The organism is Stenotrophomonas sp. STEN083 (assembly GCF_056759195.1).
Genome location: NZ_JBRRCU010000009.1, coordinates 16,791 through 41,237, shown reverse-complemented (window position 1 = coordinate 41,237; position 24,447 = coordinate 16,791). Strand labels below are relative to the sequence as shown.

Annotated in this window: 20 protein-coding genes; 11 read left to right on the top strand and 9 right to left on the bottom strand. The window is 62.3% G+C overall.

The genetic code is table 11. From position 1 onward, the window contains the following. Positions 1-218 precede the first annotated feature (218 nt). Together ACVOK8_RS04850 and ACVOK8_RS04845 are read left to right on the top strand one after the other, a co-directional pair. A complete protein-coding gene (locus ACVOK8_RS04850) occupies positions 219-3,734 on the top strand; it encodes a methylmalonyl-CoA mutase family protein (protein ID WP_481565832.1) in 3,516 nt (1,171 codons plus the stop codon). A 184-nt stretch (positions 3,735-3,918) separates the two neighbouring features. Continuing rightward, positions 3,919-4,959: a S66 peptidase family protein gene (locus tag ACVOK8_RS04845; protein WP_481565831.1), complete on the top strand. Its 1,041-nt coding sequence runs from the start codon at positions 3,919-3,921 to the stop codon at positions 4,957-4,959. A gap of 49 nt (positions 4,960-5,008) precedes the next feature. Here ACVOK8_RS04845 and ACVOK8_RS04840 read toward each other — a convergent pair whose 3' ends face one another. Then, on the bottom strand, positions 5,009-5,983 hold the full coding sequence (locus ACVOK8_RS04840) for a tetratricopeptide repeat protein (RefSeq protein WP_481565830.1): 975 nt from the start codon (positions 5,981-5,983) through the stop codon (positions 5,009-5,011). Between the two features lie 255 nt (positions 5,984-6,238). Here ACVOK8_RS04840 and ACVOK8_RS04835 point away from each other — a divergent pair, with 255 nt between their 5' ends. Together ACVOK8_RS04835 and ACVOK8_RS04830 are read left to right on the top strand one after the other, a co-directional pair. After that, positions 6,239-7,204 carry an MBL fold metallo-hydrolase gene (locus ACVOK8_RS04835; RefSeq protein ID WP_481565829.1) on the top strand — a complete coding sequence of 322 codons (966 nt, stop codon included), beginning with the start codon at positions 6,239-6,241 and terminating at the stop codon, positions 7,202-7,204. Between the two features lie 14 nt (positions 7,205-7,218). After that, positions 7,219-7,602: a hypothetical protein gene (locus ACVOK8_RS04830; protein ID WP_481565828.1), complete on the top strand. Its 384-nt coding sequence runs from the start codon at positions 7,219-7,221 to the stop codon at positions 7,600-7,602. Between the two features lie 170 nt (positions 7,603-7,772). Here ACVOK8_RS04830 and ACVOK8_RS04825 read toward each other — a convergent pair whose 3' ends face one another. Beyond that, positions 7,773-8,663, bottom strand: coding sequence for a PAS domain-containing protein (locus tag ACVOK8_RS04825; protein ID WP_481565827.1), 891 nt, complete (start codon positions 8,661-8,663; stop codon positions 7,773-7,775). A gap of 370 nt (positions 8,664-9,033) precedes the next feature. On the opposite strand from ACVOK8_RS04825, the gene ACVOK8_RS04820 reads away from it, so the two are divergent. Continuing rightward, on the top strand, positions 9,034-9,918 hold the full coding sequence (locus tag ACVOK8_RS04820; RefSeq protein WP_481565826.1) for an acyltransferase: 885 nt from the start codon (positions 9,034-9,036) through the stop codon (positions 9,916-9,918). 67 nt (positions 9,919-9,985) lie between these two features. On the opposite strand, the gene ACVOK8_RS04815 is transcribed toward ACVOK8_RS04820, so the two are convergent. Continuing rightward, complete coding sequence (locus ACVOK8_RS04815; protein ID WP_481565873.1) at positions 9,986-10,309, bottom strand: glycine zipper 2TM domain-containing protein; 324 nt, start codon at positions 10,307-10,309, stop codon at positions 9,986-9,988. A 241-nt stretch (positions 10,310-10,550) separates the two neighbouring features. On the opposite strand from ACVOK8_RS04815, the gene ACVOK8_RS04810 reads away from it, so the two are divergent. Beyond that, positions 10,551-11,474, top strand: a complete 924-nt coding sequence (locus ACVOK8_RS04810; RefSeq protein ID WP_481565825.1) for a M14 family metallopeptidase — start codon at positions 10,551-10,553, stop codon at positions 11,472-11,474. A 247-nt stretch (positions 11,475-11,721) separates the two neighbouring features. After that, positions 11,722-12,474 carry a transporter gene (locus tag ACVOK8_RS04805; RefSeq protein WP_481565824.1) on the top strand — a complete coding sequence of 251 codons (753 nt, stop codon included), beginning with the start codon at positions 11,722-11,724 and terminating at the stop codon, positions 12,472-12,474. A gap of 9 nt (positions 12,475-12,483) precedes the next feature. On the opposite strand, the gene phaZ7 is transcribed toward ACVOK8_RS04805, so the two are convergent. Together phaZ7 and ACVOK8_RS04795 are read right to left on the bottom strand one after the other, a co-directional pair. Continuing rightward, positions 12,484-13,623, bottom strand: a complete 1,140-nt coding sequence (gene phaZ7 / locus ACVOK8_RS04800; protein ID WP_481565823.1) for an extracellular native short-chain-length polyhydroxyalkanoate depolymerase PhaZ7 — start codon at positions 13,621-13,623, stop codon at positions 12,484-12,486. Positions 13,624-13,730: 107 nt separating this feature from the next. Beyond that, positions 13,731-14,636: a LysR family transcriptional regulator ArgP gene (locus tag ACVOK8_RS04795; RefSeq protein ID WP_481565822.1), complete on the bottom strand. Its 906-nt coding sequence runs from the start codon at positions 14,634-14,636 to the stop codon at positions 13,731-13,733. Positions 14,637-14,771: 135 nt separating this feature from the next. On the opposite strand from ACVOK8_RS04795, the gene ACVOK8_RS04790 reads away from it, so the two are divergent. Then, the gene (locus ACVOK8_RS04790; RefSeq protein WP_481545192.1) at positions 14,772-15,407 is read left to right on the top strand and encodes a LysE/ArgO family amino acid transporter; all 636 of its coding nucleotides are present in this window, start codon (positions 14,772-14,774) and stop codon (positions 15,405-15,407) included. Between the two features lie 203 nt (positions 15,408-15,610). Here ACVOK8_RS04790 and ACVOK8_RS04785 read toward each other — a convergent pair whose 3' ends face one another. Together ACVOK8_RS04785 and ACVOK8_RS04780 are read right to left on the bottom strand one after the other, a co-directional pair. Next, the gene (locus ACVOK8_RS04785) at positions 15,611-18,346 is read right to left on the bottom strand and encodes a bifunctional diguanylate cyclase/phosphodiesterase (protein ID WP_481565821.1); all 2,736 of its coding nucleotides are present in this window, start codon (positions 18,344-18,346) and stop codon (positions 15,611-15,613) included. A 323-nt stretch (positions 18,347-18,669) separates the two neighbouring features. Next, the gene (locus tag ACVOK8_RS04780) at positions 18,670-19,473 is read right to left on the bottom strand and encodes a carboxylesterase family protein (RefSeq protein ID WP_481565820.1); all 804 of its coding nucleotides are present in this window, start codon (positions 19,471-19,473) and stop codon (positions 18,670-18,672) included. A gap of 108 nt (positions 19,474-19,581) precedes the next feature. Here ACVOK8_RS04780 and ACVOK8_RS04775 point away from each other — a divergent pair, with 108 nt between their 5' ends. Continuing rightward, positions 19,582-19,872 carry a hypothetical protein gene (locus tag ACVOK8_RS04775; protein WP_481565819.1) on the top strand — a complete coding sequence of 97 codons (291 nt, stop codon included), beginning with the start codon at positions 19,582-19,584 and terminating at the stop codon, positions 19,870-19,872. 147 nt (positions 19,873-20,019) lie between these two features. On the opposite strand, the gene ACVOK8_RS04770 is transcribed toward ACVOK8_RS04775, so the two are convergent. Further along, on the bottom strand, positions 20,020-20,769 hold the full coding sequence (locus ACVOK8_RS04770) for an IclR family transcriptional regulator (protein ID WP_481565872.1): 750 nt from the start codon (positions 20,767-20,769) through the stop codon (positions 20,020-20,022). A gap of 201 nt (positions 20,770-20,970) precedes the next feature. Here ACVOK8_RS04770 and ACVOK8_RS04765 point away from each other — a divergent pair, with 201 nt between their 5' ends. Next, on the top strand, positions 20,971-21,387 hold the full coding sequence (locus ACVOK8_RS04765; RefSeq protein WP_481565818.1) for a hypothetical protein: 417 nt from the start codon (positions 20,971-20,973) through the stop codon (positions 21,385-21,387). A 323-nt stretch (positions 21,388-21,710) separates the two neighbouring features. Further along, positions 21,711-22,769: an HDOD domain-containing protein gene (locus tag ACVOK8_RS04760; protein ID WP_481565817.1), complete on the top strand. Its 1,059-nt coding sequence runs from the start codon at positions 21,711-21,713 to the stop codon at positions 22,767-22,769. Between the two features lie 78 nt (positions 22,770-22,847). On the opposite strand, the gene ACVOK8_RS04755 is transcribed toward ACVOK8_RS04760, so the two are convergent. Next, entirely contained in the window at positions 22,848-24,419 is a 1,572-nt protein-coding gene (locus ACVOK8_RS04755; protein WP_481565816.1) for a phospholipase D family protein, read from the bottom strand. Positions 24,420-24,447 lie beyond the last annotated feature (28 nt).

The window sequence follows — 24,447 nt, the reverse complement described above, 5'->3', positions numbered from 1 at the left end:
GGCAGTGACGGGTCGCGGATGCGCCATTCTAATCCATTCCCGCTAGGCGAATGTTCAGGCTGGGCTACCCGCGCTGGCACCTCCCTTTGCCGAAAACGGCGGCCGCTGTGCCCATCGATAGCGCAAACCCGTAAAAGGTCACGCTGCGCTGCAACCTGACCTGCGGGGGGCGGCGGTTCTATTATCGGTTGCAATAGAAACCGGATGTTGCACGGCCCATGAGTACCCCCGCCTCCCAGCTCCCGCAGGCGCAGCCTGAAACCACCCCGCTGCGCTTCGTCACCGCCGCCAGCCTGTTCGATGGCCACGATGCCGCCATCAACATCATGCGCCGCCTGATCCAGGCGCAGGGCGCGGAAGTGATCCACCTCGGCCATAACCGCAGCGTGGAAGACGTGGTGCGTGCCGCACTGCAGGAAGACGCCGACGCCATCGCGCTGTCGTCCTACCAGGGCGGACACGTGGAGTACTTCAAATACATGGTCGACATGCTCAAGGAGCGTGGCGCTGGCCATATCAAGGTATTCGGCGGCGGTGGCGGCACCATCACCCCGGAAGAGATTCGCGAACTGCAGGCCTATGGCGTGGAGCGCATCTACCACCCCAACGACGGCATGAAGATGGGACTGGTGGAGATGATCGAGGACGTGGTGGCGCGCGCAGGCAAGGCCCGCGAAGATGCCGCCCGCGATGCGCACCCGGATGTACCTTCGATCGAGGATGAGATCGGCATTGGCCGGGTGTTGTCGCAGCTGGAGGATGGCAACCACAGCGAGGCCGAGCTGGGCTCGCTGCGCAAGCAGTGGCAACTGGCTGCCGGCAAGACGCCGGTCATCGGCATCACCGGCACCGGCGGCGCTGGCAAGTCGTCGGTCACTGATGAACTGCTCAATCGCTTCCTCGCCAGTTTCCCGCAGATGCGCATTGCGGTGATCTCGGTCGACCCGACCCGGCGTCGTACTGGCGGTGCGCTGCTCGGCGACCGCATCCGCATGAACTCACTGCGCTCCAAACGCGTCTACATGCGTTCGATGGCAACCCGCCGGCAGCATGCGGCGATCAATACCGTGCTGCGTGATTGCATCGGCTTCCTGAAGTCGCTGCACTTTGATCTGGTGATCGTCGAGACCGCCGGTATCGGCCAGAGTGATTCGGAGATCGTCGATCTGGTCGACTTCCCGATGTACGTGATGACGAGCGACTTCGGCGCACCCAGTCAGCTGGAAAAGATCGACATGCTCGATTATGCCGAGCTGGTGGTGCTGAACAAGTTCGATAAGCGCGGCGCCGAAGATGCGCTGCGCGATGTACGCAAGCAATGGAAGCGCAACCGCGTCGCCTTCACCATGAAGGACGAGGATGTGCCCGTTTACCCGACCATTGCCAGCCAGTTCAATGATCCAGGTATCAGCTGGATGTTCGCCAACCTGTGCCGTCTGCTACGCGAGAAGGCCAAGGCAGACGCCGGCCTGCAGCCGCAGATCGATACAACGTTGAAGGAACCTCGTGCGACCGTGCTGATACCCGGTGCACGCGTGCGTTATCTGGCCGAGATCGCCGAGCAGGGCCGCAGCATCAATGCCCGCATCGAGTCTCAGGCCGAGGTGGCCGAACGTGCGCAGAGCCTTTGGCAAGCACTGAAGGAGTTGGGTGATGCGGCCCAGCCGGGCGCCTTGGATCTGTATGCAGGCGATGCACTCACCGATGCGGGCGTCGACAACAGCATCCGCACCCTGCGCCAGCGCTACAACGACGCCGTGCAGTCGCTGGATTCGGACGCGCTGCGCCTGTTGCGCGAGTGGCCGGCACGGCTGAAGTCGATCACCGATCCGGTCAATGAATACCAGGTGCGCGGCAAGACCATTCGCGTCGAGAACTACCGCGAATCGCTCAGCCACCAGCAGATCCCGAAGATCGCTGCGCCCACCTATCGCAGCTGGGGTGAGCTGCTGGTGTTCCTGCAGAAGGAAAACCTGCCCGGCTCCTACCCGTATACCGGCGGTGTCTATCCTTACCGCCGCAGCGGCGAAGACCCGATCCGCATGTTTGCCGGCGAAGGCACGCCCGAGCGCACCAACCGCCGCTTCCACTACCTGAGCGTTGGCCAGCCGGCTGCGCGTCTGTCCACCGCCTTCGACAGCGTCACCCTGTATGGCGAAGACCCGGCGCCGCGCCCGGATATCTACGGCAAGATCGGCAATTCCGGCGTCAACATCCCCACCCTGGATGACATGAAGAAGCTGTACTCCGGCTTCGACCTGTGCGCGCCGACCACCTCGGTGTCGATGACCATCAATGGCCCGGCACCGATGATCCTGGCGATGTTCATGAACACCGCCGTCGACCAGCAGATCGAGAAGTATCTGCAGGAAGATCCCGCGCGCTGGGCCGAGGCCGAGCAGACGATCGCTAAGATCTTCGAAGGCCGCAGCCGTCCGCAGTATCACGGTGAATTGCCGCCGACCAACAATGGCTTGGGTCTGGCCCTGCTTGGCGTAACCGGTGACCAGTTGGTGGACGCCGAGACCTATGCCCGGATCAAGGCGGAAACCCTGTCCACAGTGCGCGGTACCGTGCAGGCCGACATCCTCAAGGAGGACCAGGCGCAGAACACCTGCATCTTCTCGACCGAGTTCGCACTGCGGATGATGGGTGATATCCAGCAGTACTTCGTCGACCACAAGGTTCGCAACTTCTACTCAGTGTCGATCTCCGGTTATCACATCGCCGAGGCCGGCGCGAACCCGATCAGCCAACTGGCTTTCACCCTGTCCAATGGTTTCACCATTGTCGAGTACTACCTGGCGCGTGGGATGAAGATCGACGACTTTGCGCCCAACCTGTCGTTCTTCTTCTCCAACGGCATGGACCCGGAGTACACGGTGATTGGCCGTGTGGCTCGGCGTATCTGGGCGCGTGCGATGCGTGAGCGCTACGGCGCCAATGAGCGCAGCCAGATGATGAAGTACCACATCCAGACCTCGGGCCGCTCGCTGCACGCGCAGGAAATCCAGTTCAACGACATCCGCACCACGTTGCAGGCCTTGTATGCGCTGTTCGACAACTGCAACAGCCTGCACACCAACGCTTACGACGAGGCGATCACCACGCCGACCGAGGAAAGCGTGCGCCGCGCAGTGGCGATCCAGATGATCATCAACAAGGAGCTGGGGCTGAACTTCTGCGAGAACCCGTGGCAGGGTAGCTTCATCGTCGACAAGCTCACCGATATCGTCGAAGAGGCGGTGTACAAGGAGTTCGAGGCGATCAGCGAGCGCGGTGGCGTGCTCGGCGCGATGGACACCATGTACCAGCGCGGCAAGATCCAGGAAGAATCGCTGTACTACGAACACAAGAAGCACGACGGCAGCCTGCCGCTGGTCGGCGTCAATATGTTCCTGCCCAAGGAGCATGCTGGCGAAGTGGCGACCGAGATCGAACTGATCCGCTCGACCGAGGAGGAGAAGGGTCAGCAGATCGAGAACGTGCACACCTGGCAGCGCAACCGTAATGCCTTGGCACCGGCAGGCGAGACCTCGCACTCACATGAGATCGAAGGCGCGGCTTCGACTGGTGAGGTGCACGATGGTCATGGGCTTGGTTATCTGCAGAAGACCGCGCGCGATCGCCGCAATGTGTTTGAAGCGCTGATCGAAGCGGTGAAGACCCACAGCCTCGGTCAGATCAGCCATGCGCTTTATGACGTGGGCGGTGAGTACCGTCGGAACATGTAAGCGAGCCACAGCTGTAATGCCGAGCCATGCGCGGCAGAGGCCTTCCAAGGAACCCCTGATTGTAGTGCCGAGCCATGCTCGGCAGATGCCTTACCGGTAAAGCCCCAGCCGAGCATGGATGGGCGCTACAGGCGTCTCGGTGCGCTGTTACTCTTGGACTGACATTCCGGTAACAGGCAGCAACATGGATCGACGGCGTTTCATCGGTGGTACGGCGCTGGCGGCGGCGGTGCCGCTGATCGGCATGCAGGGGACGATGGCTGCCACACGCGGGCAACTGCTGGCGGCCGGCCTCAACAAGGGCGACACGGTGGGGCTGGTCAGTCCATCCTCAGCCAGCAGCGAGCGGCTCAGCCTGCAGCTGGCGCGTGAGGCGATGGAAGCGCTGGGTTTCGTGGTCAAGACCGGTGCGCATTACGCCGCGCGCCATGGCTACCTGGCCGGCACCGATGCCGAGCGTGCCGGTGATCTGAATGCCATGTTTGGCGACAAGCAGATCAAGGCCATCATCTGCGTGCGTGGCGGCTCCGGTGCAGCAAGGCTGTTGCCGCTGCTCAATTACGACCGTATCCGCGCCAATCCCAAGGTGCTGCTTGGCTACTCGGACATCACCGCGTTGCATTGCGCGATCCAGGCCAAGACCGGGCTGGTGACCTTCCACGGGCAGATTGGCGCAGGCAGCTGGAACCGCTTCAACGTCGATCAGTTCGATCGCGTGTTCTTCAAACGCGAGCTGATGCAGTACCAGAACCGCAGCGAAAGCGACGACGAACTGGTGCCCCGCGACAACCGCACGCTGACGATTCGGGGTGGCAAGACGCAAGGTGAACTGATCGGTGGTAATCTGACCGTGCTGACCGCCTTGGCGGGCTCGCCCTACCTGCCGGACTTCAGTGGCAAGATACTGTTCCTGGAGGACGTCGCCGAAGCCCCGTACCGCATCGATCGCATGTTCAGCACCTTGAAGCTGATGGGCGCGCTGGACAAGATCGCCGGTTTCATCTTCGGTGAGTGCACCGATTGTTCGCCGGGTGATGGTTATGGTTCGTTGACCCTGGACCAGATCTTCGACGACTACATCCTGCCGCTGAAGATCCCTGCCTATCGCGGCGCGATGATCGGCCACATCAAGGAGCAGTTCATCGTTCCGGTCGGCGGCAAGGTGGAGATGGATGCCGATGCCGGTACGTTCCGGCTGCTGGCGCCGGTGCTGGCCGGCGCTTGATGGTCAGAGCGACGTGGCGGGATGCCGTCACGTCGTCAAAGCCCGAGGCTTACTCTTCTTCGTCGCTGCTTTCATCCGCATCTTCATCCTCGGGTGACAGCCACCACGCATAGCCATCTTCGCGCACCGGTTGCGGAGACTCACGGGTTTCGATGGCGTCGAGGTGACGGCCAGGTTGGCCGGCGGCCCAGTCTTTCAACAATTTCTCGACCGACAATCGGCTCTGCGCGGCAATGCCCAGATTGCGCTCTATCTGCCATTGTTCGACCAGCTCATCGTTCGATTCCTGCGCATGGTCATGCGGCGCGCCGTAGCTGCAACGCAGGCAGTAGTGACGGATGCTGCTGGTCCAGTCTTCGGCGTAACCGATGCCCGGTGCGCTCGCGCGTAGCAGCGCATCGATATCATCGCGGCTGTCCGCGCGCACGAACACCACGAAGGTCTGGAACTCGGACGGTTGCAGTCTTTCCAGTTCATTGAAGACATGCACTTCACGTTCGCCGTCGAAACGCGAGCCGGTGGCCGCGCCGTCATGCAGCACGATGTCGCCAAAGCGGTGGCCGCTTTCCGGAAGTGGCACGTTGAGGATGCGTGCGCGCACCGGGTCGATGCGGCGCATGAACACTGTCTCGCCGGCGCTCCAGGGATTCAATCGCACCACGGCGACGCCGAAATCAGCATCGATGGGGCCGTCACCTTCTGGAAGGGTGATGTCGCAGGCTGCCCATAGTTCACGCGCCGTGCTCCATTGGCCAAGACCTGTGGCGGCAATGGCCGCGTTCCAGTGCTGGGCCTGGCTGAACGCTTCCGCCAATTCGATTGCACGCAGGTTGTCGCGCAGCGAGCCGGTCCATTCCATCTGGTACTTCAGCGCCAGTCCGCGCATGTAGTGATAGAAAGGGTTGTCCGGATGGTGCTGCAGCAATACGTCGAAATTCTGCGTGGCGCTTTGCAGTTCGCCTTCGTCAACTGCGGCGTACGCTTGGTTGTGGACGCTTTCAAGATCGGGCTGTTCGATGGTCATTGCGCGCGGCGGTATCGGGGGGTAGGAGATGATCGCATGCGTACAGTGTTTCCGGATCGGGCGTACAGCCATGTGATCGATATGCCGAAAGGTTGTCAGCGCCGGCTGGGTGCGGCGCCTGTGTTGCTAGAGCTGCGCGTTAACATGCCAATAACAGGGCTCTTGCCAGCATCGGCACCGAAGCGGGGTCCTGGGTGGTTTCCTGGATGCACCGCGCACAATGAAAACCCGTCTTTGGCTTGCTGGAGCAGTGCAATGAGTAGCAGAAGCATTCGGCACACAACATCGGCAGCAGTGCTGGCGTTAACGGTGGCATTGGCAGGCTGTGAGAAGCAGTCGACAGCCGATGGCGCCACAACGGCAGCTCCGGCGGTAGCGACGCCAGCAACGGATGATCTCCCGCAAACCGCCCAACGAACGCTCAAGGTTGAGGTGTTCAACCCGGGCGACAGCGGCATCTTCGCGGTGTCTTCCGAACTGCTCACGGGTGCAACTGACGCGGTACTGGTCGATGCGCAGTTCTCCACCGCCGATGCGGCCAAGCTGGTCGAGCTGATCAAGGCATCCGGCAAGAAACTGACCACCATCTACATCAGCCACGGCGACCCGGATTTCTACTTCGGCCTGGAGACGCTGCATGCCGCGTTCCCGGACGCACAGGTTTTGGCCACGCCGCAGACCATCGCGCATATCCAGGCCAGCAAGGATGAAAAGCTGAAGATCTGGGGGCCGCAGCTGGGTGCCAATGCGCCCAAACAGTTGCTGGTGCCTTCGCCCTTGCAGGGCAATAGCCTGCTGTTGGAGGGGCAGGAGTTGAAGGTGATCGGTCTGGACGGAGCGAGCCCGCAGCGCACGGCTTTGTGGGTGCCATCGATCAGGACGGTGATGGGTGGGGTGTTGGTGGATGCTGGTTCGCACGTGTTCATGGCCGATACGCAGACACCACAATCGCATCAGGATTGGCTGGCGGCGCTGCAGCAGATCAAGGACCTGGCACCGACGCGGGTAATTCCCGGCCACTATGCGCAAGGTGCGCCACAGGATCTGGCTGCCGTGGAATTCACCGCCAACTACATTCGCGCCTTCGATGAAGAGGCTGCCAAGTCCAAGGACTCGAAGGCGTTGATTGCGGCGATGAAGCAGCGCTACCCGGGTCTGCAAGGCGAAGCATCGTTGGAGCTCAGTGCCAAAGTTGCCAAGGGCGAAATGCCCTGGAACTAGGCGCGTAATACAGAATGGGCGTCAGACCAGTCTTCAAGGAGGATCATTGTGAAAAATCGCTTTTCGCTGTTCTCATCATCAGCGCCCTGGCTACAGGTATCGTCTGCGCCAAAGAGCCCATTCGCCTGGATGCGTCTTCGGATGCCGCAGCTGAGTCCAGCTGGAACCGAATGACTGAATCGGTGAGCTCTGCGAAAAAGCAGACGCTGCTGGTGGCGATGCTTCAGATCAACCTGGCCGGTGTGAACTCGGCGTATGAGGTGGCGGGCAATCCTGAGCTGCAGCACCTTGGCATTGCCAGGATCAAAGACAAGGTTGCCAACCTGAATGCTGACGAGATCATTGAGTTGGGAAATCGGACGTCGAGCACCCAGATCCAGGTCCAGTCAGTCCAGTAAATCCCCGTCACTTATGCAGGCAGAATCCACTCCGTAGATAGACTAGGTTCTGGTAATGCTGCGCTCTTGCAGCAACACAGCGCTCGGTCCCGGGGATAATGGCCGTTGGGAGGTGGCAGAGTCATCTTTGCGCCACGCAGGCCACCTCTGCAAGGGAGAGACAGCGTGGATCAGGAAATCGGGTTGGAGGCGCGATCTGAAGCTGAGTTGGCAAGGCGCTTCTTCGCCTTGGCCGCATACATGGCAGCATCGGCGTGGCGCAGCAGTGCGTCGGCGTCATTGCCGTCGGCGGGGAAGCAGGCCACGCCCACGCTGGCGTCGATCTGCGGGGTATCGCTACCAAGGCTCTGTAACAGGGCCAGTCGCGCACGCAAGGCTGTGGCGATATTCAGTGCATCACTGGGACTGGTACAGGCCGGCAGCACGGCGACAAACTCGTCGCCGCCGACGCGGGCGATCAGGTCGTTCTGACGCAGGCCGTCGCGCAGTTGGCGGGCGGCATCACGCAGCAGGCGGTCACCTGCTTCATGCCCGTAGCGGTCGTTGGCAGCCTTGAAGCCATCCAGGTCGATGTAGAGCAATGCCAGTCCCCCGCCATCGCGCGCAGCGCGTTCCAGTGCAGCTTCCAGCTCGCGTCGCAGGTGGTAGCGGTTGGGCAGGCCGGTCAGTGCGTCGTGGCTGGCCAGGTGCTCCAGCTGTCGCTCGATCCCACGCAGCGCGGTTACTTCATGGCCGACACCAATACGGATGCCGTAGTCCGGCAGCCATTTGGCCGACCATTGGATGTCTACCACGCTGCCGTCCTTGCGGATGTAGCGGTTACGGAAGTTGGAACGAGGCCGGCCTTCCATCGCGTCCAGTGCCGATTGCTCGGTGGCTGCGCGGTCCTCCGGATGTACCAGGTCCATGATCTGGCGGCCTTTGGCCTCGGCGGGGGTGTAGCCAAAGATGGTCTCGAAGGCTGCATTGACCATCAGCAGCTCGCCATCGGGGGCAACCATGCAAACCGCGTCGGGCAGCAGATCAAGGACTTCACCGAGCAGCGGCAACTTGAAGGGCATGTGGAAGCACAACAAATACGAAGGCTGGGATTATGCCGTGTCCAGATTGCAGCGTATGTCGGGGCGCCGCCCACGCAGGCGGAAAGGCCGACCGCTGCAGTGTCTGGAGCTGAAGGTGGCGGGCGCCGGGGGGGGCTGGGCTGAGGAGGTGCCGGGCGGTCCGCAGTAGTTGGACAGATGCACTCAAACTCGCCCAAGAGCACCCGCATCAGCGGGCCCCCTAGCTGCTCCGGTTGCGAAAATGCCAAGAATTACCGCTGGTTGGCCGTCGCTGTCGGGCCTTGTAAAGCACCTCAGATAGAACCTGAAGCGACGGTTTTGCTACCCTGTGCTTCTTTGGGTTCTGGGGCTGCTCCCCGCGGTTATTTCCATGGTGTGGTTGCGTGTAGCTCTGATTCTCCCGTTGATCGTGATCAATACGCTGGCCCATTGCCTGCCGTTGTTCGTGGTGGCGCTGTTCAAGGCGGTGTTGCCGCTGAAGTCGGTGCGCCGGGCCTGCAATCCGCTGTTGACTGGATTGGCGGAAAGCTGGATCGCAGTCAACAGCGCAATGATCCATGCGTTCACCGCCACCCGTTTCACGGTCAGTGGCACCGAGGGCCTGGACCGCGACGGGCACTACCTGGTGCTGGCCAATCACCAGAGCTGGGTCGATATTCTGGTGCTGCAGAAGGTGTTCAACCGCCGCATCCCGCTGCTGCGCTTCTTTCTGAAGCGCTCGCTGTTCTGGGTGCCGGTGCTGGGCTTGGCTTGGTGGGCCTTGGATTTCCCGTTCATGGGCCGCTACAACCGCAAACAGATCGCCAAGAACCCTGAGTTGGGGCGGCGCGACATGGAAGTGACCCGCAAGGCCTGCGAGAAATTCGCCAGCATTCCCGTAGCGGTGATGAACTTCGTTGAAGGCACCCGTTTCACGGCTGCCAAGCACGCTTCGCAGAGCTCGCCGTTCAAGCATCTGCTCAAGCCCAAGTCCGGCGGCGTGGCCTTCGTGCTGGATGCGATGGGCAAGGGCCTGCATGCCTTGCTCGACGTGACCATCGTCTATCCCAAGGGCATCCCGTCGATGATGGACCTGATGGCAAATCGCCTGCCGGAAGTGAAGGTGCTGGTGCGCAAACTGCCTATCCCCGCCGAGTTCATCGGCCGCAACTACCAGGAAGATCGCAACTTCCGCGCGCAGTTCCAGCAATGGATGAATGGCCTGTGGTTGCAGAAGGACGAAGACATCGCCCGTCTGCTCGAAAGCAAAGCGTGATCACCACCATCGTTGAAAACAAAGGCCCCTGACGGGGCCTTTGTTGCTTTGCGGGGTGCTGGATCCGTCAGCGATAAACCCGTTCGCAGCGGGTCTCGACCACGCGCTGGCCGTTGCGCTCCTGGTTGCGGCCCTGCACGTTGCGGCCGACAAGGCCGCCGGCTACCGCGCCGCCGACAGTGGCGAGCTTGCGGCCATTGCCTTTGCCGACCTGATTGCCGAGCAGGCCGCCGACCACCGCACCCGTGGCGGTGCCGGCAACGCGGTTCTGGTCGCGTGCATTGTTGGCTACTTCCACATGGTTGCAGACCACGCGGCTGCCATCATTGAAACGGCGGCCTTCATCGCGGGGGCCATAGGTCTGTGCGTTGGCGCCGGCGGAGAGAAGCATTGCACTCGCGGCAACGGCCGAGGCCAGGGTGATATGAAGCTTGCCCATGTCGGTACTCCTGATTATTGGCAGCGCAGCTTTGCGCCAATGTGCGTACAGCCTGCACCCACGCAATGAAATCCGAGGTGAAAGGTGACCGCCGCAATTGAGCCTGCGTTCATGCAAAGCTGCCGTGCAGCCTGAAGCGTCCTCGGCTTGGGTGTACAGTGCGCGCCATCCTCCGTATTGAAGAGATCTGCGCATGAGCATTGATGCCGCTTTCTATCCCATTGGTATCCCCGGTAAGCCATGGGGCGAGCAGGAGCGCGCGCAGTGGCTGGAACAGCAGCGGGTGCAGCGCAGCTATGCAGATGAGGTGGTTAAAAAGATCGATGCGCTGCGCGATCGGTTCGATGTCACCCAATACGGTGAGCTGGACTATCCGTCGGGTCGTTATCCGCTGTTCGCGATCTGCAGCCATCAATGGGATGACACCTTGCCGGTGATGTTGGTGACCGGTGGCGTACACGGCTATGAGACCAGTGGCGTGCAGGGCGCGCTGCAGTTCATCGATCAGCATGCCGCACGCTACGCCGGCCGCTGCAACCTGCTGATCGCGCCCTGTGTCAGCCCGTGGGGTTATGAGCGTATCCAGCGTTGGAATGCATTGGCGGTGGATCCGAACCGCTCTTTCGTGGACAACAGCCCGGCGCAGGAATCTGCTGCGTTGATGGCGTTGGTTGCTCCCTTGCAAGGGCGCGTGCTGATGCATATCGATCTGCACGAAACCACCGACACCGATGAAACCGAATTCCGGCCGGCGCTGGCCGCACGTGACGGCAAGCCGTTCGAGCCGGGCGAGATTCCTGATGGCTTCTATCTGGTGGACGACACCGAAAACCGCCAGCCGCAGTTCCAGCAGGCGGTAAATGCGGAAGTCGCCAAGGTGACCCACCTGGCACCGGCCGACGGGCGTGGCGAGATCATTGGTTCGACGGTGGTGGCTGAAGGGGTGATCGAATACCCGCTCAAGGCCCTCGGCCTGTGCGCCAGCGTCAGCGGTGCGCGCTACACGACCACCACCGAAGTCTATCCGGACAGTGCCAAGGCGACCCCGCAGCAGTGCAATGACGCCCAGGTTGCCGCGGTGATCGGTGCGTTGGATTACGCGCTGGCATATCGCTGAGGGCTTGGATCTGCAGGTTTGCAGAAAACCCACCCGGCGCAAGCGGGTGGGTTTTCATTTGTGGCCTCGACGCCTACCAAAGGGACTTCCCCGGAGCATCCGTAGCCTGGGTAAACGAAGCGCACCCCGGAAGCGCGCGCTACAACAGCCCGAACGGGCCAACGCGCATCGTTGCGCCCTCTGCGCATGCCGGTAGCGCCCATGATTTTTCACACCGCCACCCGGCCACGTATGGAACATGGCGGGCATGAAGACCTCGCCCCTGCTGCTTGCAGTGCTTGCCTTGGCCAGTGGCCACGCCCTGGCCGAAGACGCGCCGGAATTCGACCGTCCAGGTATCGGCTTCTCCACCAGTACGGTTGGCAAGCACATGGTCGTCTGGGAGCAGGGCTTGCCCGATGCCAGCCGCGATCGCAGTGATGGCCTGACCACCACCACCTGGACTGCCGACACGCTGTTGCGCGTCGGGCTTGCCGATACGCTGGAGTTGCAGCTCGGCGCGGACAGCTGGAGCAGGCTGCGGTTGCGCGGCCCCGGGATTCGTGCGCAGGACAGCGGCGGTGGTGACGGCAGCGTGGCACTCAAGTGGGCACCAGCGCTGGCCAACGAACAACTGTCAGTGGCATTCAAAGCAGGGGCCAGCCTACCCTGGGGCAGGGCGCCGCTGGGTGATGCGGGGCACGACTACGACCTGGGCGTGACGATGGCATGGGCGCTACCGCGTGACAGCAGTTTGGCGTTTTACATCGACCGGCAATGGGGCGGTGGAGGCAGCGGCTGGTTGTTCTCGCCCAGCTACGGTTTCGCCTTGCGGCCGCAGTTGTCGGCCTATATTGAAGCCGGCTATGGCACCGGTGCGCAATACATGCGTGCGGCCGGTGCTGGCGTGACCTGGATGGTGAGCCCGCGTGTGCAGCTGGATGCATCGTTCCTGCGCGGGCTGGATGCCGACACCACCGACTGGCAAGGTGGCGTAGGCGTGGCGATGTCCTTCAACTGAGAATGCGGTTCAGCGATTGACCGCTGGGCCGTATACGCCGCTGTAGCCGGCTGCGCAATTGCTGGTGCAGTCGCTGGTGAGCATGTTACGCACGATCAGGCCGGCATTGTTCTTCGAGCGGAAATGGCCGACGCCACTGCTGGTGTCGCCGCCACCGAAGTTGTAAGGGCTGCCGTCGCTCCAATCCCAGTCGAAGCTGTAGGCGCTGCTGCCTGCGCCTATGTCGACTTGCGCGTAGACATTGGTGGCGCTGTTGAACAGGGCGCCATCGGCACAGCCGGCGCTGTAGCTGGTGGTGAAGCAATGCACCTGGTCACGCGCCCCGGCGGTGATGGTGTAGAAGCGGATGCCCGTGTAAGTGGCCGGGAACGTGCGCAGGCTGCCGCTGCCACTGCCGGTCCAGCGGTTGTAACCGTAGTAGGCAACGCCGGTGCTCGGATACAGGCCAAAGGTGTAGTAGTTGTAAGGGAATACATAGGCCTCGGCGTTGCAGGTGGGGGCCAAGGTCGATTGGTAACCGGTGCTGCGGCAGGTCTGCAGGCCGCGCAGTCCCCCGGCGATGTTGATGAAGCGCCTCACGCTGCTTTGATTGGCGTTGTACTTGATCGAGGCCAGGGCCATGGTCGCGCCCAGCGAGTGGGTGACGATGTCGACCTGGCTCTTGCCGGTGTAAGCCTTGACCTTGTCGATGAAGGTCTTGAGCGTTTGATAGGTGGCCGGTGAGTGGTAGTTGTTCTGCGGCGCGGCGCGCTCGCTGGCACTGAGGTAAGTGATGCCGAACAGTTCGCAGTCGTTGTAGCCGGCCGCCTTGAGCTCGGCATAGATCGAGCGCGGCGGAGTGTTGTAGCCGCTGACCGCAGCAGCCGGCATATCGAAGCTGATGGCGCTGTCGCCATTGCCGGGAATGAATACCACCGGGGTCTTGCTCGCGGTGCAGCTGCCGCCACCAAAACCGCCTTGACCAACCCCGGGGCTGAAACCGCCGGCATATTGGTTTGCCGCGCCGGTGCAGGTGTAGCCATTGTTGCTGCCGCACTCCAAGGCTTTGGCGCTGGCAGGCGCCAGCATCAGCACGACGCCGGCCAGCGGCGCGGCCAATGCGCTGAGCAGGGAGGAGGAAATGACGGGGACAGATCGCGTGTTCGACATCTGGCTGCTCCGGTGGGTGTACGTGGTAATCCACGCAGCTTCCGCCGGTGTCGCCGGCGCAGGCAGTGTCCTTTAGGGAAACTTGCAGTGCAGCACGGGCGGCGAGATCACTTGCGCTTGCGTATCAACATGGTGGATGCCTGCAGGATGGCGCGGGTCAGCAAGGCCATGGTTTTGACCTCGCCCTTCCAGTGCTGCCAATACAGCGGCACGTCTTCCCAGGCGCGGCCTTTGACGTAAACCAGACGGCCGCTCTCAAGGTGCCGACGCACCAGCGGCAGCGGATTCATGGTCCAGCCCAGTCCGCCCAGGTTGGCGTGGACGAAGGCGCGGGTTGAGGGAATCCACCAGGTAGGTGCGTTGTGCGCCTGCTCCACACCGGCCAGTCGTCGGGCGTAACGGGCCTGCATATCGTCCTTGCGGTTGAACACCAGCACCGGCGCCTGCGCCAGCGCCTGTGCGGTCACGCCCTTGGCGAAGTGGCGGGCATGGAATTCGGGGGTACAGGTTGCGGCGTAGCGGATGCTGCCCAATGCATGGATCTGGCAGCCCTGTACCGGCTCGGACAAGGTGGTGACCGCACCCATCACCGCACCCTGACGCAACAGGGCAACGGTGTGGTCCTGGTCTTCGGTGTGCAGGTCCAGGGTGGTGGAGGTGCTCTGCGAGAAACTCTGCACCGCCTCCGGGAACCAGGTTTCCATGCTGTCGTGATTGACCGCCACCGGGATGCTGGCCCGGGGCAGCTCGGCATCGCTGAGGCCGATGCGCTCGAAGGCGTCGCGCTCGAGCAGCGCGGTCTGCTCGGCCAGCTGTACCAGCACCTGGCCCTCGGGCGTTGCCTCGGTGGGGATGGTGCGCTTGATCAGCAGTTTGCCGACCCTGTCCTCCAGCGCCTTGATCCGCTGCGATACCGCCGAGGCGGTGACGTTCAGCGCCAGCGCTGCGCGTTCGAAGCTGCCTTCGCGGATGACGGCGGCCAGCGCCCGCAACTGGGCATGATCGATGCGCATATTAAGTTCTGCTAATGATGGTTAACGAAGTTTAGCTCTACTTTTCCTTGCTGCATTGCGACAATTGCCGCGTCCGGACGTGCCGGTGGGTTCTCCCGCTGCGTCCTTCCCCCCCCAGTAGCAAGGTTTTTCCTCATGTTTTCGGTTATTTCCGCCCAAGCTGCCGGCAGTGCCTGGCTCAGTGGTGCCGGTATCGGTATCGGTCTGTTCGCCATCGTCGGCGCGCAGAGTGCGTTCATCCTGCGCCAGGGCATCATGCGCCAGCACGTGATTCCGATCATCGCGACGTGTTTTGCCATCGACGCGGTGTTCATCATGGCCAGCGTGGCCGGCCTGCGTCAGTTGACCGCACAGTTGCCGTGGCTGACCACCGTGCTGCTGTGGGGCGGTGTTGCCTTCCTGACCTGGTACGCGGCGCAGTCGGCGCGGCGTGCGGTGGTGGGTGGGGGGGGCATGAACCTGGATGAAAACGGCGAGCAGTCGCTGCGAACGGCGCTGATGGCTGCGGCTGGTTTCTCCATCATCAATCCGCATTTCTGGCTGGACATGATGGTCATTGGTTCGATCGCCGACAACTTCGGTGAGTCGCGCATGGCCTTCGCCATCGGCGTGGTGACCGCCAGCGGAGTGTGGCTGACGGTGCAGGGGCTGGGCGCGCGGATGCTGGCACCGTTGTTCACCAAGCCCTCCACCTGGCGCATTCTGGATGGCACCATCGCGGTGATCCTGAGCGTGCTGGCCTTGACCCTGGCGATCCGTGGGGTCAACTGAGGTCTGACTTCATCCGGGCAGCTTGGGCGTGTCCGGGTGATACCTGGGCGCAACCGGGCGGATGCTTCAACCGCCGCGCCAACGTATAGCTCGGGTCAACGCCGCGCACCCGGGAACAGGAATCTGCCGTTCTTCCAGACTGCCAAGCAACGGCCCCCGGTGAGTTGCGCTTTCCTCGGTTGTCGCACTGCATGCTTTCGCGGCTACGTGGCCGGGTTCCAGCGTGCCGGCCACTGGAGGATGAAGTCCTCCACCTTTGCCAATGGCATTGGTCGTCCAAATACATAGCCTTGGCCCTCGGCGCAGTGCTCTTCCTTAAGCTGGTCCAGTTGCGCTTGGGTTTCGACACCTTCGATGGTGGTGCTGATGCCCAGCTTTTCGCAGAGGTGCGATACCGCGCCGATGATGGCGCTGCCCTGGCTTTGTTCGCCCAAGTCGCGGATGAAAGACTTGTCGATCTTGACCTTGTCGAAGGGGAACGCACGCAGGTAGCCGAGCGAGGAATAGCCGGTGCCGAAGTCATCCATCACGATCGACACGCCGGCCATCTTCAGCCGCAGCAGCTGCGCCGATGCCGCCTCGATGTTGTCGATCAGCGCGTTTTCGGTGATTTCCAGTTCCAGTCGTGTCGGCGCCAGCCCGGTTGCTGCCAACACCTGTTCGACGCCTTCAGCGAGGGTGGGCTGGGCCAGCTGCGAAACTGACAGGTTCACCGCGATCTTCATCTGCTCCGGCCACTGGCTGGCATCCTGCGCGGCCTGGCGCAGCACCCATGCGCCCAGCGGCAGCATCATCCCAATATCTTCGGCCAGGGACAGGAACTCACTGGGTTCGAGCAGGCCACGTTGCGGGTGGTTCCAGCGCAGCAGTGCTTCAAAGCCAGCGACCTGGCGCAGGCGCAGATCCACCAAGGGTTGGTAGTGCAGCTCAAACTGCTGCAGTTGCAGGGCGGCACGCAGTTCGGTCTCCAACTGCCTGCGACGCTGCATGCGCGTGTCCATCTCCGCCTCGAAGAAGCGATAGCAGCCTCGGCCTTCGTCCTTGGCCCGGTACAGCGCCAGATCGGCGTTGCGCATCAAGGTGTCGGCGGCGTTGGCCTGGTTGTCGATGAGGACGATGCCGATGCTGGTGCTGATGGCGAACTGGTGGTTCTCCAGCTCGACGCTACGGCCCAGTTCTTCGACCAGGCGGGCAGCCAACGATAATGCTGCCTCGGGAGCGCGGCTTTCCGGTGCCATCAGGATGGCGAATTCATCGCCGCCCAGTCGGGCGACCAGGTCGTTGCCGCGTACACAGCTGAGGATGCGCTGGGCGACTTCCTGCAGCAGTCGGTCGCCGGTGGGATGGCCGAGGCTGTCGTTGACGTCCTTGAAGCGGTCCAGGTCGAGCAGCAGCAGGGCGCTGTGGTGACCACGGTGTGCAGCGATCAAGGCCTGGTCGAGTTTCTCGAACAGCATGTTGCGATTTGGTAGCGAGGTCAGCGGATCGTGCTGGGCCAGGTAGGCGATGCGCGCCTGTGCCTGGCGCCGCGCATCCACATCCTCCAGCACGCCGGCCCAGCTGCTCAGGCTGTGGCCGATCCGCGCGCCGCGTGCGCGCAGCCAGCGCCATTTGCCATACAGGTCAAGCACGCGGAACTCCACGTCCAGGGAGGCGGCGTTGGTGGCGGTGAAGTTCTGCTCCAAGGCGATCTCTATCTGCGGCAGGTCGTCTTCGTTGACCCGGCGCAGCCAACCCTTGCCGAGCGCATGATCATTGGGTTGCCCGGTCAGCTCGCGCCAGCCGGTTGCCGACAGCACCAATCCATTGCGATCGGATTGCCACAGCACGAGTGCGCCGGCTTCGGCGACGGCGCGGTAGCGTTGTTCGCTGGCCTTGAGGTCACGGGCCAGGTCGCGCGCTTCATCGGCGCTCTTCTTCAATGCATCGACGGTGCCGCTGAGGCTGCTCTGCAGGCTGCGTACTTCGCGGATGCGGGAGGGCTGTGGGTCGGGCAGGGCGGCGACATTGTCAGCGACGCTGTGACTGCGCTGGGCCAAGGCCCGGATCGGCAACAGGATGCTGCGGGCGACGGCGTTGGCCCAGAGCAGGGCGATCACCGCTGCGACGATGCCGCCGAAAATTATCCCCAGCAGCGGTTGTTGCCAACGCGCCTGGAAGCTCTGTTGTGGTTCTCCAACCACCAAGGTCCAGCCCGGCGCTGCCTGCAGCCTGTGGAAGGCGAAGATAACCGGTGTGCCTTCGTTGCTGCTGGCATCGAACAGCCCGTGCTTGCCGCCGCTGCGTTGCAGCACCCTCCAGTCCGGTACCTGCTTGCCGATGTAACGTTCCGGTGACAATGATCGCGCAGCAATGACGCCATTGTTATCGACCACAGCAGCCAGCAGCTGTTGGTCGTTGCCGGTGCCCATGATGCTGGCGATCAGCCGATTGGAGGGTTGCACCATGGTCAGTACGCGGACGTCGTCGGCATCGCCGAAAGGCAGGGCAATGGCCACTTCCGGGGTATTGGTGATCGCGTTGGTGAACAGGTCCGAGACCTTCACCTTGTCCTCGCGGCGGGCGTCGTCCAGCAAGCCAGGCGGCAGCGTACGGGCCTGCTCGCTGTTGTCCTGGATCAGTCGGATGTCGGGATTTTCGCGCGCCCATGCCCGCAGCTCGGGGGCGGTTTCCTCCAGCTGCGGTGCCAGCAATGACAAAAGGCGTAGTTGGTTGATGTTGTCTTCGATGCCCTGATCGACCCCGCGTGCCAGAGCCGTGGCGGTTTCCTGCAGGCGTTGCTCGGAACTGTGCCGGTAGTCGCGGGCTGCATTCCAGACTGCTATGGCGCCGATCACCAGTAGCGGTAGCAGGGTGGCAAGGATCAATAGATGCAGTCGGGAATGGAGACCACGGGTACGCGGCAACTGCTCCAGCGCTGCCGATGCGGTAGTTGCCAAGCCTCAGTCTCCGGTTACCGTTGCGACGTAGTGCAGTGGGCAGCCGCCCCCGAGTGGCTGCCGCGGGCGGGGTGGCGCTGTTATGGCACGAACCCGGTACGGTTGGAAAGTACAGTTGGAAACAGTGCCGAGGGTCGCGCGCTTACCCCACTGTCCAATTCGGGCCGTGCAGGGCGGGTGTAGGCGGCAGTATTCGATGCGTGATTGCAGTCACGCTATCACAACGGACTGGCTACAAAACTCCCGCATCGTTCGCAAACCCCACAAATGACGGCGCAAGAGCTGATTCCAAGACTCCTGCTGCAGCTTGATGGCTGCCGTTGTCAGTGGCGCTTCTGGCTCAACATCCATTCCCACATCGCGGGGTTGCGATAGGTGGCATCCCAGGCGTTGTGTTGGACGTCCGGGTACTCGGTGTAGCGGAAGCCGGCCCCAAGTTGCTGGCTGGCAGCGGCGATTGCGCGATCGTCTGTGGTCGGCACCAGTTCGTCGAGGGCGCCATGGAATATCCAGGTAGGCACATCGCGTAGGCGGCTGACGGTGCTCTGGTAGGGATTGGAAGCGTCGGCAACCTGGTCGACCATCAGTCCGGGCCGGTCGGCACGTGGCGCTCTCAGTGCGCCGCAGATGGGCACGATTGCGGCGAACTGGCTCGGCCGGGTCAGGGCCAGCTCCCAGCTCCCATAGCCGCCCATCGAGATGCCGGTCAAGTAGATGCGCTGTGGATCAGCGGCGAACTCTTTGCTGGCCGCGTCCAGAACTGCCAGCGCCATGCGCGCGTTGCGTCCGCGCCATTCCTCGCCTTCAGGCACCTGTGGGAACACCACCAGTGCCGGGAAGGTGTCCATGTTCTGGGTGAGCCAAGGGCCAATCCCAGCCAAGGTAGGCTTGAGCCCGTCATCGCCGCGCTCGCCGGAGCCGTGCAGGAACAGCACCAGTGGCCGAGCGCCGGGCGGGGTGGCGGGAGTGGCGGGCACAAACACCTGGTAACGGAACTGGCGGCCCTCGAAATCGAGCTGCCGCGCGACGAACTGCCCCTTGGCTGGTGCGATGTTGGCGGTTGATGGCAGGCTGTTGCAGCCCATGAGTATACCCAGCAGACATAGCGACATCAGAATACGACCCATTGCGTCCGGCTCCATGGCAGAAGCCACCAGCCTAGCGTGATTGGGCCTGTGCCAGAATGCCTGCGGATACACCGCTGCGGCGGTCTACGCTGTCATTGGGAGTTGTAGATGAGAAAACTGCTGATCGTTGCGTTGGCAACTTTGTTGGCTGCTTGCAGCCAGGGCCTGAGCGGCACCTGGAGCGATGGCGCGGGAATGCTGAGCTATACCTTTGACTCCGACGGGCAGGTGATGGTTGAAACGCTGGGCAAGGCGCAGCAGATCCGCTATACCCGCGACGGCAACATGCTGAAGGTTGCAGTACCTGGCACCGAAGCAGAGTCGGTGGACTTCACCATCAACGAGGATGGCTCGCTGCAAGGCCCGATGGGCGTGCGTCTGCACAAGCAGAAAAAGTGATGCCGTAGGGGAGGGTGATCAGCGCTGATGCTGACAGCTCAGTTGGGCGCTGGTAGTTGCTCTTGAAATCCAAGGTCATGCCAGCGGAACCAGAGTAGCTGACGCTTTCAGCGTCAGCGGATGGCGCAGGGCTGTGCTTGAGTGTGCTCAAGACGCATGCAGGAAGGCTTCAATTTCGCGCGCGGCTTTCCCAACCTGTGTGCTCAGTGAGGTTTTCATATCCACCGGCAGCACCGAACGCGGGACCATGATGCTGATCGAGGCCAGCACGTTGCCATCACGGTCACGCAATGGGTACGCCACCGCCGAGACGCCGGGTTGGTAGAACGATTCGCTGATGGCGTGGCCGCGCGCACTGTCATCACCCAGCAGCTCGATCAGGTCCTGTGGTGTCTTTGGCCCTTGTTCGGAGGTGAATGCAAATGCCGGTTCCGGGTACAGCGAGCTCAATTCCTGCTCGGGCATCGTCATTAACAGCACTCGACCTATTGCGGTGCAATGGGCGGGAATGCGTGTGCCTACGCTGACGCCGCTTGGCAGTTCGCCGATCGCGCTGGCGCGGGCCACGTACACCACGTCGCGACCATCCAGTACGCACAGGTGCGCAGAGTAGCTGGTGGTATCACGTAGCCGTTGAATGATGGGCTGCCCGATCTGCACGATGTCCATCGCTGATAGATAGTCAAAGCCCAGTCGCAGAACGCTGATGCCAAGGCGGTAGCCGCCACTGGCAGTGTTGCGATCCAGAAAGCGCATCTGTTCCAGCGTCTGCATGGTGCGATACGCGGATGCTTTGGGCATGCCGGTGCGCTGGCAGACCTGGGTGAAGCTTAGTTCACCGCGTTGCCGTCCGAACAGCAGCAACATGTTCAGGCCCCTCTCCAGTGCCGGTACCATGTAGCGATTGGGTTCTTTTGCAGGTACTGCTTGAGGCGTCGACATATCCGTCCTCCCTTTAGTTGAAGACAAGGCCGTCATTGGCGGGCAGGGTCAACCCGCCAATGAAACCTGAAAGAGCTGACAGCTGGTGCTTCACATTGCCGTCGATGTAGGCGGGTATTGCACCCGCTGAGAGGGCCGCCTGTTCTCGCGTGAAGCATGGCGTTCGGTAGAGAAAAATTCGGCGGTTTGTTGCCGGATAAGCCTCGCCGCGATTGCATTGGCACGGGATCGTCGGCCCGCAGTTCGGGCGGCGCTGGCAACGAAACTTCTGATTCTTTTTTGCCCGTATCGGTTGCGTGGAGATATTCGCTACGTATCTGCGGTTGTGCACGAGTAGTTTTCCGGCAGATGCCTTTCCTGCCAATGAATGGTGAGGGTTGGGTTTTATGTTTGAAACTAAATGTTGTTGCGGAAGCTGCAATTAAACATAGCAGCGTCAACTGGGCTGGCAATCAGGGAAGTTGCCATCTGCGTGTGCTGTTACTCACAGATCAGATGCTCAGTGTGACTCGCCGGTTGATTGGAGTAGCGGGTCTTGGCGTTGTTCGTGTACTGAAAGCTGTTTTTGTTTAGATGGTGAAACTGAGGCGGCTTCTATTTGGCCGCCTATGCTCTTTGAAAGCGGTGGTTGCCCGCGTTTGGTCAGCAAGCGGTGTTCCGGCATTGGCTATCTTGCGTACCTGTGATGGTATGAGAGCCTGTCATTTTGGGCACTCCACTCATTCGCTATTTGAATATGATCTGAAACTTTTATGCTCCCTCGGGGTTTTCCGGATTCATCTGATGGCGCATAGGCTGGAGCGGGCGGGGGGGGATCTCTCGGAACAGGGACTCAAGAAGTTTTCGTGATGGCCGATATGATTGGCAGCTTTCCGCGTGGGCCATTTGTATCTTTCATGGTGATTATCTCGGCAGTGTTTGCAGCAGTAGTTGCCGGAGGCCTGGTCTGGCTCTGGCAGCGGCGCAGTGGCGATGCGGCAGGTCCGCAACGGCGGCTCCGCGTGCCGCCGTCGGTCAGCGCAGCAACAGCCGATGATGCTGCGGGCGTGGTCAGCGTTGATGATCTGCAGCGGCGCTTCCTGCTCAGCGCACTGGGTGCCGCCGATACGCCGTCTGATGCGCTGCGCGTGCAACGGTCGGTGGTGGACGACGTGGTTACGGCGCTGAGTCGCGCGGACATGTCTTCACGCTACACGCCGCGTCGACCAAACCTGCTGCCACAGCTGATCCAAAGCGTGAATGACAGTGCTGCCTCGTCGCGTTCCATCGCCCGCATCATTGGTAGTGATGCGGTACTGGCGGCAACGCTGTTGCGTATCGCCAACAGTTCCCTGTATCGCCTGCAACGGCAGGACATCCAAAGCATCGAGCGGGCGGTGACGCTGATCGGCAACGATGGCATCCGTCAGATCATTTCCGCCGCGTTGGTGCAGCCGGTCATGGAGTCGGCCAGCGGCGTTGATGCTCAGTTTGCGCGCTTGTTGTGGGATTACACATTGCGGGTATCGCTGGCCGCTGCCGACCATGCGCGCAGCGTGGAGCGCGAGGATGGCTTCGCTGCCCAGCTGGCTGGCCTGCTGCTGGGCTTGAGTGCGGCCATGGCGATGCAGGCTGCTGCCGATGTGTTGGCGCGGCCGCCGTTGCGGACACGTGAGCCGGGCACTTTGCTGGAAGTGTTGGAGCGCTGCAGCGCACCGACCGCGGTGCGGATAGCCGGGCATTGGAAGTTGTCGGCGCCGATCATGCAGGCGCTCAAGCAGGTGCACGTGCCCGCTGCAGCTGGTTTGGCACGTTCGCTACAGGTCGGGCAGCTGGCCGCGAGCGCGGCGATGATGCATGCGCAGGGTCTGATGAGCGAAGCGGACGCCAATGCGGCGCTCGCCAGCCAGATGCCAGAACACGTGGCGACATGGTTGTGGAAGCGACTGACGCAGGCAGACGGCTCATTGGAGTGACGCGGGCAGCGTAGGGATGCGGTGCGGACCGTGTCCGGAGTCTCGTGGGACACCGCTCCGCGATGTTGACTGCTCAGGTTAAAGCTGTGATTCCAACGGCAACCAGCTGATCACCTGGGTGCTGGCTCGCTGGATCAGTCCGGTGTCCGGTTCTGTGCGCAGGCTGATGGGTGGCGTGCTGGCCCGATCCAACCAACGCAATTCGTGGTCCCTGTTCAAATACACCCAGTAACTCAGCTCAGCACTGGACAGGCGCAGGTACTCCTCGCGCAGGCGCGCGGCCAGTACCGGGTCATCGAACAGTGCGCCCATTTCGGTATTGAGGTAGGCCGAGCGCGGATCGAGGTTGAACGAGCCGACGAAGCCGCGGCGGTCATCCACCACGAAGGCTTTGGTGTGCAGGCTGGCGCCACTGCTGCCGAAGGTGGATGCCCTCTCGATGTGTCCACGGGCCTTGAGTTCATACAGCTGCACGCCGCCGGCCAGCAACGGGCGGCGGTAATGCATATAGCCGCTGTGCACGGCGGGTACGTCGTTGGCTGCCAGCGAGTTGGTGATGATGCCGACCTGCACGCCGCTTTGGACTTGCTGGATCAGGCCCTTGGTGCCGACCGCGCCGGGTACGAAGTAGGGCGAGATCAGCAGTGATTTGTGCTCGGCGCTGCTCAGTACCTCGACCAGCCGGGTGACCAGCCATTGGCTGCTGTCGCCGCCGCTGGGCTTGCGCGGCGGGTCGGAGCGGATCCTTACGCCGTCGGTCCAATGCAGGTCCAGTTGTTTGCTGAGGTAGGCATCGGTGAAATGCGCACGCACGCGCTGCAGATACGGCGCGGCTTCCTGTTGGCGTGCGTCCAGCTCGGCCTGGCTGATGAAGTTGGCCATCTGCTGGTCGGTGCTTTGATGCAGGGCGGCGATCGGCACGACCGCATCGCTGTTCCAGAATTCATCGAAGATGCTGCTGGCATCACTGGCGACCGGGCCGGCCAGCAACAGATCCAGATCGCGGAAGTTCACGTCCGGACGGGCGTCGAAGTACTCGGCGCCGATATTGCGGCCGCCAACGATGGCGACGCGGTCATCAGCGATCCATGCCTTGTTATGCATGCGGTGGTTGATGCTGAAAACCCGCTGCACCATCTCGACAAGACGCCACAGGCCATCGCGGTTGCGGAACGGGTTGTACAGGCGGATCTCGATGTTGGCGTGGTTGTCCAGTGCCAGCATCTGTGGATCCAGCCCGGCGGCGTTCATGTCATCCAGCAACAGGCGCACGCGCACACCGCGCGCGGCGGCCTGGTAGACGTCATGGGCAAGCAGGTGGCCAAGCATGTCGTCGTGCCACATGTAGTACTGCAGGTCCAGGCTGCGCCCGGCCTGGCGGGTGATGATGGAGCGCGCGGCGTAGGCCTCGAGCCCGTCAGACAGGTACACCGCGCCGCTTTTGCCCGGGTGCTCGGCCAGCAAGGGCTGCAGTTGGCGGTCGATCAGGGTCTGCTGCGCCTGCAGCGGCAGGGCCTGCGAGGGCGCGCCGACTGCCTTGGGGGTGAGGTGGTCACCCAGCAGCAGGCCACTGCCGATCAGCAGCAGCACAACGGCCAGCAGATAGGCCAGGAACCGCAGCAGGCGTTTGGGACGATGCTTGTTCTCCATGCGCGCATCCTAACGGTGTTCGTGACCT

Bases quoted from the DNA above. Each gene is read 5' to 3' on its own strand.
- ACVOK8_RS04850 (WP_481565832.1), top strand. From the start codon at position 219: ATGAGTACCCCCGCCTCCCAGCTCCCGCAGGCGCAGCCTGAAACCACC.
- ACVOK8_RS04845 (WP_481565831.1), top strand. From the start codon at position 3,919: ATGGATCGACGGCGTTTCATCGGTGGTACGGCGCTGGCGGCGGCGGTG.
- ACVOK8_RS04840 (WP_481565830.1), bottom strand. From the start codon at position 5,983: ATGACCATCGAACAGCCCGATCTTGAAAGCGTCCACAACCAAGCGTAC.
- ACVOK8_RS04835 (WP_481565829.1), top strand. From the start codon at position 6,239: ATGAGTAGCAGAAGCATTCGGCACACAACATCGGCAGCAGTGCTGGCG.
- ACVOK8_RS04830 (WP_481565828.1), top strand. From the start codon at position 7,219: ATGGGCGTCAGACCAGTCTTCAAGGAGGATCATTGTGAAAAATCGCTT.
- ACVOK8_RS04825 (WP_481565827.1), bottom strand. From the start codon at position 8,663: ATGCCCTTCAAGTTGCCGCTGCTCGGTGAAGTCCTTGATCTGCTGCCC.
- ACVOK8_RS04820 (WP_481565826.1), top strand. From the start codon at position 9,034: ATGGTGTGGTTGCGTGTAGCTCTGATTCTCCCGTTGATCGTGATCAAT.
- ACVOK8_RS04815 (WP_481565873.1), bottom strand. From the start codon at position 10,309: ATGCTTCTCTCCGCCGGCGCCAACGCACAGACCTATGGCCCCCGCGAT.
- ACVOK8_RS04810 (WP_481565825.1), top strand. From the start codon at position 10,551: ATGAGCATTGATGCCGCTTTCTATCCCATTGGTATCCCCGGTAAGCCA.
- ACVOK8_RS04805 (WP_481565824.1), top strand. From the start codon at position 11,722: ATGAAGACCTCGCCCCTGCTGCTTGCAGTGCTTGCCTTGGCCAGTGGC.
- phaZ7 (WP_481565823.1), bottom strand. From the start codon at position 13,623: ATGTCGAACACGCGATCTGTCCCCGTCATTTCCTCCTCCCTGCTCAGC.
- ACVOK8_RS04795 (WP_481565822.1), bottom strand. From the start codon at position 14,636: ATGCGCATCGATCATGCCCAGTTGCGGGCGCTGGCCGCCGTCATCCGC.
- ACVOK8_RS04790 (WP_481545192.1), top strand. From the start codon at position 14,772: ATGTTTTCGGTTATTTCCGCCCAAGCTGCCGGCAGTGCCTGGCTCAGT.
- ACVOK8_RS04780 (WP_481565820.1), bottom strand. From the start codon at position 19,473: ATGGGTCGTATTCTGATGTCGCTATGTCTGCTGGGTATACTCATGGGC.
- ACVOK8_RS04775 (WP_481565819.1), top strand. From the start codon at position 19,582: ATGAGAAAACTGCTGATCGTTGCGTTGGCAACTTTGTTGGCTGCTTGC.
- ACVOK8_RS04770 (WP_481565872.1), bottom strand. From the start codon at position 20,769: ATGGTACCGGCACTGGAGAGGGGCCTGAACATGTTGCTGCTGTTCGGA.
- ACVOK8_RS04765 (WP_481565818.1), top strand. From the start codon at position 20,971: ATGGCGTTCGGTAGAGAAAAATTCGGCGGTTTGTTGCCGGATAAGCCT.
- ACVOK8_RS04760 (WP_481565817.1), top strand. From the start codon at position 21,711: ATGGTGATTATCTCGGCAGTGTTTGCAGCAGTAGTTGCCGGAGGCCTG.
- ACVOK8_RS04755 (WP_481565816.1), bottom strand. From the start codon at position 24,419: ATGGAGAACAAGCATCGTCCCAAACGCCTGCTGCGGTTCCTGGCCTAT.